Origin of the sequence: Methanobrevibacter sp. (assembly GCF_045646205.1) — an archaeon.
Lineage (GTDB): Archaea > Methanobacteriota > Methanobacteria > Methanobacteriales > Methanobacteriaceae > Methanocatella.
Map to the genome: position 1 here is coordinate 1 of NZ_JAZRKF010000039.1, position 12896 is coordinate 12896.

Here is a 12896-nt window from a genome sequence, read left to right on the forward strand (position 1 = left end):
ACTATTGTTGTTGCTAATAAAGGTCTTTCCAATGCTACTGACGTTAAAGTGATTGATGTTATTGATACTAAACTTGTTGAAATTGACTACACTGAAACGACTCCTGGTTATGACTCCAGTATTAATGGTTGGGTTGTTTCATCCCTTGCGACTGGAAAAGACACTACTTTATATTTAGTTGTAAAAGTTATCGGAAACGGTACTATTTCTAATAGTGTTAATGTTACTTCTAAAGAGAATGATACTAACGTGACTAATAGTTCTGTTGATGTGGATGCTGATCCGTTTGTTAAATTTACCATTAATAAGACTGTTAACGTAACTGCTGCGGACGTTGTTCTTGTTGGTGATAAGCTTAATTATACTATTACAGTTAAAAACATCGGTTTATCTGATGCTACTGCGATTAACGTGACTGATGTTGTTGATAGCAATCTTGTTGAGGTTATTGCTGCTGAATCTAGCCCTAATTATAATACTGTTGTTTCAAATGGTTGGAGAATTGATTCTCTTGCTCCTAATGCTGAAACTACTTTGAATTTGGTTGTTAGAGTTAAGGCTGCAGGTAAAATTGTAAATACCGTTGCCGTTAACAGCGATGAGAATAAGACAACAGTTACCAATAAGTCAGATGATGTCAATTCAGGAACCGTGATTTTAAATGCAAGTAAATCCGCCAATGTCAGTGAAGTTAAAGTCGGTGATGAAGTTAAATTCATAATTAACGTGACTAACATCGGAACCTTTAACGCTACAGATGTTGTAATTAATGATACCCTTGATTCAGCATTTGAGTTTGTCAATGCTACTGAAGGAGGTGTCTTTAAAAACGGTGTGGTCACTTGGAATATTGGTGATTTGGCCGTTAACACTCCAGTCAGTGTTGAAGTTGTTGTAAAAGTTAAAAATCACGGTAAATTCAACAATACTGCTGTGGTCACTTCAAAAGAAAACAAAACAGAAACTAATGGAACTACAAATATTACTGTAATTCCTTACGTTGATTTGGATGTTGTTAAAGAGGCAAATGTTACAATAGTTAAATTAGGTGAATATATCAAATTCATAATTACCGTTACAAACACTGGTCTTTCCAATGCAACCAATGTTAAAGTATCCGATAAACTCAACGACGCGTTTGAATTTAACAATACTGATTATGGTATTTATAACCAACAAACACGCACTGTGGAATGGACTATTAATAACATTACTGCAGGAAAATCCGCTGAAGTTTACGTTATTGTAAAAGCTAAACTTGAAGGTACCTATAACAATACTGCTGTTGTTTATTCCGATGAGAATAAAACCAAATCAAACGGTACTGAAGTTATTGTTATCGGTGAATTTGCAGTTTTAGAAATTAATAAGTCTGCAAATGTAAGTGAAGTTAAAGTCGGTGACGAAATCATGTTTACAATCACTGTAAGTAATGTCGGTACATCTGACGCTACAGATGTCGTCATAACAGATGTTTTAGATGCTGCTTTCGGCCATGTAAGAGGAGGTACTTACAATGATCAAACACGTACTGTTACATGGACTATTGATAAAGTAGCTTCACGCAGTTCAACTCAGGTTAACGTTACCGTTAAGGCTTTATCCAATGGTACTTTTGTAAACAATGTAACCGCTAACTGTCATGAGAATCAGACAGATGTAAACGCTTCTTCAGACAATATTACCGTTAATCCGTTTGTTAACTTAACTGTCAGTAAGAAGGCTAATGTTACTGAAGCTGTTGTCGGTGATTTAATAGAGTATACTATTACTGTTGAGAACAACGGTCTATCCAATGCAACTGACGTTAAAGTTTGGGATATTTTGCCTGCTGGTGTAAAATATGTCTCCGGTGCAGATAATTATGACGAGGCTACACGTAATGCTTCCTGGACTGTTAATAATATTGCTCCAAATCACCCTGCTGTTGTTACTGTCGTTGTGAATGTAACTGCTGCAGGTAATTTATCAAATACTGTATTTACTAACAGTAAAGAGAATAAGACTCCGGTTAACACTACCAGTGACAATGTAACTGTTGATCCTAATGTTGAATTAAACATTACTAAAGTTGCTAACGTTACTTCTGCTGTTGTGGGAGATAACATTAAGTTTACCATTAATGTTACTAACAATGGTTTATCCAATGCAACTAACGTTGTTGTTAGTGATGTTTTGGATGCTGCATTCGCTTATGTTTCCGGTGGAGTTTATAATAAGACTATGCATACTGTAAGTTGGACTATTCCTGGTATTGAGGCTGGTAAGTCTGCTGAGGTTTATGTTGTTGTTAGTGTTTTAACTAATGGTACTTTTGCTAATGTTGTCAGTGCTTATGCTGATGAGAATAAGACTCCTGTTAACACTACCAGTGACAATGTAACTGTTATTCCTAATGTTGAATTGGATATTTCTAAAGTTGCTAACGTTACTTCTGCTGTTGTCGGAGACTTAATAAAATATACAATTACAGTTAAAAACAATGGTTTATCTAATGCTACTGACGTTAAAGTTTGGGATATATTGCCTGCCGGTGTTGAATATGTTTCCGGTGCTGACGATTATGATAATGCTACCCGTATTGCTTCATGGACTATTGGCAGGATTGCTCCAAATCGTGATGCTGTTGTTACTGTTGTTGTGAATGTAACTAGTGCAGGTAATTTATCAAATACTGTATTTGCTAACAGTGAAGACAATCAAACTGTTGTCAATAAGACCAGTGACAATGTGACTGTTGATCCTAATGTTGAATTAAACATTTCTAAAGTTGCTAATGTTACTGAAGCTGTTGTCGGTGACTTAATAGAGTATACTATTACTGTTGAGAACAACGGTCTATCCAATGCAACTGACGTTAAAGTTTGGGATATTTTGCCTGCTGGTGTAAAATATGTCTCCGGTGCAGATAATTATGATGAGGCTACACGTAATGCTTCATGGACTGTTGATAAGATTGCTGCAGGTCATGTAACAACAATTACATTTGTTGTCAATGTAACTGCTGCTGGTAACTTATCAAATACTGCATTTGCTAACAGTAAAGAGAATAAGACTCCGGTTAACACTACCAGTGACAATGTAACTGTTGATCCTAATGTTGAATTAAACATTACTAAAGTTGCAAACGTTACTTCCGCTGTTGTGGGAGATAACATTAAGTTTACCATTAATGTTACTAACAATGGTTTATCCAATGCAACCAACGTTGTTGTTAGTGATGTTTTGGATGCTGCATTCGGATATGTTTCCGGTGGAGTTTATAATAAGACTATGCATACTGTAAGTTGGACTATTCCTGCTATTGAGGCCGGTAAGTCTGCTGAGGTTTATGTTGTTGTTAAAGTTTTAACTAACGGTACTTTTGCTAATGCAGTCACTGCTTATGCTGATGAGAATAAAACTCCTTCCAACGCTACCAGTGATGACATACCGGTTATTCCTAATGTTGAATTAAACATTACTAAAGTTGCTAACGTAACTTCAGTCATCGTTGGAGACAGGATTAAGTTTACCATTAATGTCACTAACAATGGTTTATCCAATGCAACTAACGTTGTTGTTTATGATGTTTTAAATAAAGCATTTGAACACATCGACGGTGGAAATTATGATGTGATTACAGGTAATGTGACATGGACTATTCCAATTATTGAGCCTGGTAAGTCTGCTGAGGTTTATGTTGTTGTCAAAGTTTTAACTAACGGTACTTTTGCCAATACTGTCAGCACTTACTCTCAGGAGAATAAGACTCCTGTTAACACTACCAGTGATAATGTAACTGCTGGTCCTAATGTTGAACTGAATATTACTAAAGTTGCTAATGTTACTGAGGCTATTGTCGGTGATTCAATAGAGTATACTATTACAGTTAAGAATAATGGTTTATCTGATGCTGTTTGGGTTTACGTTTGGGATATCCTGCCTGAAGGCATGGAATATGTCTCCGGTGCTGACGGATATGATAAATCAACACGCAATGTTACCTGGGGTATTAGTAATATAGCTTCAGGTGAATCCAAGTCAGTTTATCTTGTTGTAAACGTAACTAAAACAGGTAATGCATCAAATACAGTATTTGCTAACAGTGAAGACAATAAAACTGTTGTCAATAAGACCAGTGACAATGTAACTGTTACCTATGACGTTGAATTGACAATGGATAAATTTGCAAATGTTACTGAGACTGTTGTCGGTGATTCAATAGAATACACTATTGTTATTACTAACAATGGTAAATCTGATGCTACAGGTGTTAAAGTTTGGGATATCTTGCCTGCCGGTGTTGAATATGTCTCTGGTGCAGATAATTATGATGTAAATACACGTAATGCTACCTGGACTGTTGATAAGATCGCTGCAGGTCACGTAACAACAATTACTTTCATTGTTAATGTTACAGACATTGGCAGTTTATCCAATACTGCATTTGCTAACAGTACTGAAAATGATACTGTTGTCAATAAGACCAGTGACAATGTAACTGTTACCTATGATGTTGAATTGACTATGGACAAGGTTGCTAATGTAACTGAGGCTGTTGTCGGTGATACAATAGAATATACAATCATTATTGTCAATAATGGTCTATCCAACGCAACTGACGTTAAAGTTTGGGATATTTTGCCTGCAGGTGTTGAATATGTCTCCGGTGCAGATAATTATGATGTAAATACACGTAATGCTTCCTGGACTATTGATAAGATCGCTTCAGGTTACTTCACTTCCGTTACTCTTCGTGTGAATGTAACAGGTGCTGGTAACTTATCAAATACCGTATTTGCTAACAGTAAAGAGAATAAGACTCCTGTTAACAAGACCAGTGACAATGTAACTGTAGAACCTAATGTTGAATTGGACATTACTAAAGTTGCTAACGTTACTTCACTCATCGTTGGAGACAGCATTAAGTTTACCATTAAAGTCACTAACAATGGTTTATCCAATGCAACCAACGTTGTTGTCAGTGATGTTTTGGATACTGCATTTAGATATGTTTCCGGTGGAGCTTATGATGAGGCTACACGTACTGTAACCTGGACTATTGACAGCATTGCTTCAAATGCATCCAAAGAAGTTTACGTTACTGTTACTGCTTTAAGTGCAGGTAACTTCACTAATGCGGTCATTGCGCACTGCGATGAAAATACTACTGATGTCAAAGGTACTAGTGATAATGTAACTGTTGACCCTAACGTTAAATTAAATGTAACTAAAGTTGCTGATGTGACTTCCGTTATCGTCGGTGATAACATTACATTTACTATCAGAGTTACTAATAACGGTTTATCCAATGCGACTAATGTTGTCGTGACCGATAAATTGGATGCTGCATTCAAATATATTAACGGTGGAGATTATGATGCAGCTACACGTACCGTAACTTGGACTATTGGTAATATTGGAGCAGGTAAAACTGAGGATGTTTATGTTGTTGTCAGCGTTTTAACTAATGGTACATTTACAAATACTGTTAGTGCTTATGCTGATGAGAATAAAACTCCGGTTAATGGCACAAGTGATAATGTGACTGCTGATCCTAATGTCAAATTGGATATAAGTAAAGTTGCTAATGTTACTTCTGTTGTAGTTGGAGAAAATATTAAGTTTACTATTAAAGTTACAAACAACGGTTTATCTAATGCTACTGGCGTTGTTGTCAGTGATGTTTTAGATGCCGCATTTGGATATGTATCCGGTGGAGCTTATGATGCGGCTACACGTAATGTAACTTGGTTAATTAGTAATATTGAGGCTGGAAAGTCTACTGAGGTTTATGTTGTTGTCAGTCTTTTGACTAATGGTACTTTTGCTAATGTCGTCAGTGCTTATGCTCAGGAGAACAAGACTCCTGTAAACGGCACTAGTGATAACGTAACTGTCGATCCGGATGTTCAATTGGACATTGCTAAAGTTGCTAATGTAACTGCAGTATATGTTGGAGAAAACATCAGATTTACAATTACAGTAACAAACAATGGTTTAAGTAATGCTACTAACGTAAAAGTCGGAGATGTATTGCCAGATGGTGTGAAATTTGTTTCAGCCAACGGTACTTATGTAAATGATGGTCAAAATGTATTATGGACAATTGAAAAGATAGCTGGAAAATCACAAGTAAGTGTTTATGTTGAAGTAACCGCAGTAACTGCAGGTTCTATTGTTAACTCTGCTAATGTCACATGCGATGAGAATTCAACTTCCGAAACAAACACTTCAAAAATTGATATTGACCCTGTTGTTAATTTAACTGTTGTTAAAACTGCTAATGTTTCCAATATATATGTTGGAGGCAAAGTCTGTTACAATATTGTTGTTTCAAATAATGGTCCTAGCGATGCAAACAACGTTATTATCGTTGATGAATTACCTACCGGTTTGAAATTTGTCTCTAGTAATGTTGAATGTGTTGTAGTTGGTAACAAAGTAACCTGGTCCGTTTCAAAATTAGCTGCAGATGAAAATATCACTATTGAAGTTGTATGTATTGCTGTAAGCAGCGGCGATTTAACAAACACCGTTAATGTTACTTGCGATGAAAACAAAACAAATGCTACCGGTGATGTTCCAATACATGTCAAAGACCTCGTTGACGTTGCTATCGATTTAAGCGTTGATAATACAACTCCAGACATTAATGGAGAAATTATTCTTACTTTGAAAGTCAGGAATAATGGTCCATCAACCGCAACAAGTATCGTCGGTAAATTAAACAAAGACTTCTTGAACGGATTGGAAATAATCTCAATCGACTCCGAAGATATCATATTCTCTTCAGGCGATCTTTTAGGATACTTCCTGTCAGATTTATTAAGAGTTAATGAGGATGGAAGCTTTACAATCGATTCATTGAATGCAGATGAAGAGGTTTCAGCAACAATTAAAGCTCGTGTAATCCGTGATGGAGTCATAACAGTCGATGGAAATGTGTCTTCTGCTGAAGATGATTCAGATCTTACCAACAACTATGATAACGTGACTTTAACGGTTCATTCATTGGTTGATTTAAAAGTTAATGTAACTTCAAACGATACAACTCCATTTGTTGGAGATGAAATTGAATATACAATAACTGTTGTTAACAACGGTCCGTCAAACGGTACCGGAATCGTAGTAAATGACAAATTGCCTGATGGCGTAACTTACGTATCTGACAACGGTGGAGGCAGATACGATCCTAACACAGGTGTTTGGACAATCGATTCTCTTAAAACTAATGAAAGTAAAACTTTAACCATTAAAGTTAAAGTTAACAGAGCTGGTGAGATTACAAACATTGTTAACGTTACAGCAGACCAAGACAACACGGACCCTGATGGTGGTAAAACTAAAATAACAATTAACGCTAAATTTAGGGACGTTGACCTTTCAATATCCAAATCTGTTAGCGCTACAAAAGCATATGTTGGTGATTTAATTACCTACACAATAACTGTTGTCAACAGAGGTACAACTAATGCAACAGGAGTTCTTGTATATGAGGACATGCCTGATGGATTAAGATATGTATCTGATGACAGAGGACATGACTATGATCCTATTTTGTGTATTTGGTATGTAGGAAACCTCAACGCAGGTGAAACTGCAGTCTTGAATATTGTTGTTCAGGTAACCAAAGCGGGTAATATTACCAATAATGTAATTGTTATTTGTGACCAAGGAATTGTCGATATTAACTCAACTGTTGCTAATGCAACTGTTGAAGTTGTCGAACATGCAGAAAATGAAACCGATGTTCCTGTTCCTGCTGAAGCAGTATTAAAAGAAACAGGTAACCCAATAATGATGTTATTGATGGTTTTATTGTCTGCGGGTATTTGTTTAATTCGAAGAAAAGACTAAACAGGTAGGGGTTTTTGAACTCCTACTTTTATTCATTTTTTCATAACTTTTTTTCTATCATTTTAATTAAATCTAGACCAATTATTTTTAATACTTGTCACTAATTTTCAATGAATTATTATCTATAAAATCAATTTGCTAACATCCTTGATAAAAAAATAATTCTTTTACCTGGGTAATGTAGATGTATAGGGACTGCTTTTTAATTTTTTAAAAATTTATATACTGAATTAAATAAATTATATCATATTTATTTTTGGTGAAAATCTTATGGTGGAAAAAAATCAGTGGGACTCTCCGCTCTCATTTGTTCTGGCAATGATTGGTTCGGCAGTCGGACTTGGAAATATCTGGCGTTTCAGTTATGTGCTGTATTCCAATGGTGGAGGAGCATTTTTCATTCCTTATCTGGTTGCGATTGCTCTTATGGGAATTCCCTTTTTAATTTTAGAATACGGCATAGGATTTTCATTCAGGGATTCATTTACAAATATCTTTAAAAAGATTAATCCCAAGTTTGAAATTTTATCATGGATTCTGGTGCTTCTGGTATTCGGCGTAGTAATTTATTATGTTGTAATCATCAGCTGGGACTTGATTTATCTCTTTTCGAGTTTTAATTTTTCATGGGGAAGTGACCCTGCACTTTACTTTGTAAAATCCGTTGGAGGAAGCTCTAATTTGTCCAATTTCACATCAATTTTGCTTCCGACACTTGCTGGGGTGTTATTGGTTTGGTTTTCAGTATGGTTCATATCCCATAAGGATTTAAATAGCGGTATCGGTATGGTTTCAAAGATTTTAATTCCTCTTCTGTTTGTTATAATGGCATTCATTATTATATATTCAGTTTCTCTTCCGGGAGCAGGTATTGGTATTGCTACCCTGTTGAATCCCGATTGGTCCAGCCTGACGGATGTCAATATCTGGCTTGCTGCATTTTCACAAATCGTATTCTCATTAAGTCTGGGTCAGGCCATTGCGCTTAGTTATGCAAGTTATCTGCCGGATAACGCTAAATTAACAGATAATGTGTTAGTTGTTGTTGTATGCAACTGTTTATTTGAGGTTTTCACAGCTTTTGGAATATTTTCAGTTTTAGGATACATGTCATTTACTTCAGGAACTCCGATGATTCAATTGATAACAGAAGGAACCGGTCTTGTCTTCATTGTATTTCCAATGATTTTTAATATAATGGGTCCAATAGGTCGCATATTCGCCCCTCTTCTTTTCATCGCCATATTGTTTGCAGGAATAACTTCTGCCATAGGCATATTTGAACCGATGGTCAATTCCACGTTGCATAAATTTGACTGGTCTCGTAAAAAGACTGTTACTCTGTTGTCCATTATCGGCTGTATTTTATCTCTTGTATTTACAACAGGATGCGGAAGTTATCTTGTAGAAACTGTAGATTCATTCATGAATGCCTTTGGAATAATTATTTTAATAGCCATTCAATGTATTGTTTTTACCTGGTTTTATGATATTGATTCAATTATTCTTGTATTGAATGAAAATAATAAATTTAAGGTAGGTAAACTTTGGAAATTAATAGTTAAATACATATTGCCAATCTTTTTAATAGTAATGTGGGTTATGGGAGTTTATAAATTAATTTCAAGTACCGATCCATTTAAACTCACAGTTTATGGAATAATAACTGTTGTCGTATTGATATTCAGTTTAATACTGACCAGAATCAATTCAAAAGCTTAAGGAAATAGAAAAATGTCATTTATAGCTAAATTATATGAAAAAATATTGATGTCTACAAAACCGGATTATATGGATTCACAAGAAAAAATCAATGAGTTTTTAGCCGCTAAAGAAGACCAAATGCCTAAAAGTATTTTCAAAAGCTTTAACTTTAATGGAATGGAAGTCTTTCACTTTGGAAATAGGGCCTCATCTGATAAAACAATCATATTCATCCATGGCGGTGCATATGTTAATGAAATCAACTATCAGCACTTTTTATACTGCTGGCTTCTGGCTAAAAGATTAAATGCTTACGTTTTGGCACCCGCATATCCTTTGGCTCCAAATCATTCCTGTGATGAAACTTTTGATTTAATCACAGATTTATATAAAGAGTATTGCGATGACAATCTTATAATGATGGGAGACTCAGCCGGAGGAGGATTTGTACTTTCCTTTTGCCAATACTTAAAAACGATTGATTTAAAACAGCCCAATAACATTGTCGTATTTTCTCCGTGGGTCGATATTTCAATGAGTAATGTTTATGACAGCAGTAACGATCCGATTTTGGGTGAAGTTGGTCTTCGAGAAATCGGCAAATCATGGGCAGGAAATCTGGATACCAAAGATTACCTGGTAAGTCCTCTTTATGGGGATAATGAGGGCCTTCCAAAAACATTAATCTTTGCCGGAGACAATGAAATCTTTTATGAGGATATTGAAGAGTACGTTAAGAATGCTCCTGATGTGAGGTTAATCGTCGGTAATGGATTGTTTCATATTTATCCAATGTTTCCAATGCCTGAGGCAATAACTGCTTTTAAAGAAATAAAAAAGGAGATAATGTAAGATTATCTCATATAGAGTATATATTTTCCAAATTTAGGGATTCTATAGATTATTGCTGCTGTAGCAAAGCTGAATATTATTAATAGAATCCATAAAATTATAGCTTTTACAGGTTCTGCAACCGGTATCATGACCACTAATGGAAGCAACGGTAATCTGAAGAGGTTATGTATTAAAAATACTGCAAATGAATATTTTGACAATACTTGAACGCCGCTGTAAAACCTTACAGTATCTTTTCTTGAACATAGCTCAAAGAGTGCAAATGATCCAAGTAAGATGAATGGGAATTCATACCACAGGAAGAAATTGTATGATCTTGTGAATGTGTAGTACTGGAAGACAACGCAAATCAAAAAGGAAACTATAGCTAAAATCCATAATTTTGCACTTGAGATATCCTTGAACATTCCTTTTTTAACAAGATATCCTAAAAGTATGTAGATTCCATAAACGCCACCACTGAAACCAAGACAGTATTGTATTGATACATTTTGAATTCCCTGCATGTCCAGTAATGTTGATACAAACGGCATTAGGAATGCTAAAAGGGAAAATACAACCAGCGCCTGGAATATGGTTTTTTTATCGAAGTGCTTAAGGGCACTTGCAACAAACGGCATTGAAAGATACATTCCAATAATCATCGGCATATACCACATGTGGCTGAAAAAGAGGTTTCCGGCCTCTACAGGATTTATTGAACTGCTGTTTAAGAATACGAACTGGAGTGATAGGGCATAAATTACTGTCCAGAGCACTGTAACAATAATTAAACCTTTACAGTTTCTACTCCAGAACTTCTGAGTTTTTAAATCATCATAAGTCCTGTCCAATAGTAGATAACCAGTTATCATTAAAAAGAACGGAACTCCTATACGGCCAATAAAAAGAGAAGCGAAATTGAATATTCTTGAAGCTAATGTGTAATTAACAATGGCATCGGATGAAATGATGTAGATTCCATCGGTTGCATGAATATACAATACTGTTAAAATAGCTATTGCCCTTACAAGGTCAATCCATTCTATTCTAGTTCTTGCCATCTAGTTCTTTCTCCATAAATTTTATAATATAATTTTTGTGAATAATTTAATAAATAGTTTAATATGTCCTTTTTTTAAAATATTCTCAGTTATTAACATTAAAATAAGTGAAAATATCTAAAACTTTAAATACTATTAAATTAATATAATTTATTAATAGTTATGATTATTGAAATATCTTATTTTCTTCATAACGATTATTTAATTTGATTTCATTATTATAAGGAGGAGTTATTAATGGCTAGGTTTGAAGAAGCAGAAAACAGAATGTTCAATATTAAAATCTGCTTAAAATGTAATGCTCGTAACCCTGCTGGTGCAACAACTTGTAGAAAATGTGGTTACAAAGGTTTAAGATACAAAGCTAAAGAACCAAGAGGATAGATTTATTCTCTTTTTTACTATTTTTTTAATTTTTTTGCTAATTTTTACTACAATCTTTTTTTAATTTATAAAATCATTAATTTAATATATAATTTTAAATAAAAATATTTCCATGAAAAATGTAGAAGCATATATCAAAGATATATTAAAAGAAAGGAAAGTTCATTTCACATTAATCGATCCTGATGAACAGACTCCTGAAGAAGCTTTAGACATTGCAACTGAAGCTATTGAGGGCGGAACTGACGGTATTATGATTGGCGGATCAACTGTAGACAATGTTGGCGTTAATGAAACATGTAAAATCTTGTCTGAAAACATTGCCGTTCCAATAATTATATTCCCTGGAAATACAAGCAGCGTAAGTAAATATGCTGATGCTATATTTTTTATGAGTTATCTTAACTCCAATAACCCATATTGGATAATTGGAGCACAAGCTCTTGGTGCACTTCCTGTTAAGAAATCAGGAATTGAAATATTGCCTATGGGTTATATGGTTGCAGAACCTGGTGGAACTGTCGGTTGGGTAGGAGACGCTAAATTAGTACCTAGAGACAAACCTAAAATACCTGCCGCTTACGCAATGGCTGCTGAATCTTTAGGAATGAGATTCTTCTATATTGAAGCAGGTTCAGGTGCAGATAAACCTATTCCTCCTGAAATGGTTGCATACACAAAAAGAGCTACTGATGACATGGTTGTTGTTGTTGGTGGAGGTATCCGTGATGCTAAAGCAGCTTACACTGCAGCTAAAGCAGGTGGGGATATTATAGTCACTGGTACGGTTGTAGAAGAAACCAGTGATGTTAAAGCTAAAATTCAAGAGATTGCAGGAGCTATTAGAAAAGCTTCCATGGAGTAGTTTTCAACTGCTCTACCACTAATTTTTTTAACAAATATTCTGAGCACAATACTCGTCAAATGCTCTCTCATAGGTTTTAAATATAGTAAATGAATATATTAATAAATGACAATGAAAAGTTTAATTTTAACATTAACCACGTTAAAAAATTAAATTATAAGTTTCAAGAGGGCTATATAACTAATTCTAGTCTTCTACAAAGA

The 12896-nt window shown here is 34.9% G+C and carries 6 protein-coding genes; 5 read left to right on the plus strand and 1 reads right to left on the minus strand.

What is annotated here, in order from left to right:
• Nucleotides 1-3: 3 nt before the first annotated feature.
• From ACKI44_RS07595 to ACKI44_RS07605, 3 genes are all read left to right on the plus strand, one after another.
• On the plus strand, nucleotides 4-7842 hold the full coding sequence (locus ACKI44_RS07595) for a hypothetical protein (RefSeq protein WP_407423242.1): 7839 nt from the start codon (nucleotides 4-6) through the stop codon (nucleotides 7840-7842).
• Nucleotides 7843-8112: 270 nt separating this feature from the next.
• Complete coding sequence (locus ACKI44_RS07600) at nucleotides 8113-9564, plus strand: sodium-dependent transporter (protein ID WP_407423121.1); 1452 nt, start codon at nucleotides 8113-8115, stop codon at nucleotides 9562-9564.
• 12 nt (nucleotides 9565-9576) lie between these two features.
• Complete coding sequence (locus ACKI44_RS07605) at nucleotides 9577-10398, plus strand: alpha/beta hydrolase fold domain-containing protein (protein WP_407423123.1); 822 nt, start codon at nucleotides 9577-9579, stop codon at nucleotides 10396-10398.
• Nucleotides 10399-10400: 2 nt separating this feature from the next.
• Here the strand turns inward: ACKI44_RS07605 and ACKI44_RS07610 are convergent, their stop codons facing one another.
• Nucleotides 10401-11444, minus strand: a complete 1044-nt coding sequence (locus ACKI44_RS07610) for an acyltransferase (protein ID WP_407423125.1) — start codon at nucleotides 11442-11444, stop codon at nucleotides 10401-10403.
• A 237-nt stretch (nucleotides 11445-11681) separates the two neighbouring features.
• Here ACKI44_RS07610 and ACKI44_RS07615 point away from each other — a divergent pair, with 237 nt between their 5' ends.
• Together ACKI44_RS07615 and ACKI44_RS07620 are read left to right on the plus strand one after the other, a co-directional pair.
• A complete protein-coding gene (locus tag ACKI44_RS07615) occupies nucleotides 11682-11828 on the plus strand; it encodes a 50S ribosomal protein L40e (RefSeq protein ID WP_058739021.1) in 147 nt (48 codons plus the stop codon).
• 112 nt (nucleotides 11829-11940) lie between these two features.
• Nucleotides 11941-12693: a geranylgeranylglyceryl/heptaprenylglyceryl phosphate synthase gene (locus ACKI44_RS07620; protein ID WP_407423127.1), complete on the plus strand. Its 753-nt coding sequence runs from the start codon at nucleotides 11941-11943 to the stop codon at nucleotides 12691-12693.
• Nucleotides 12694-12896 lie beyond the last annotated feature (203 nt).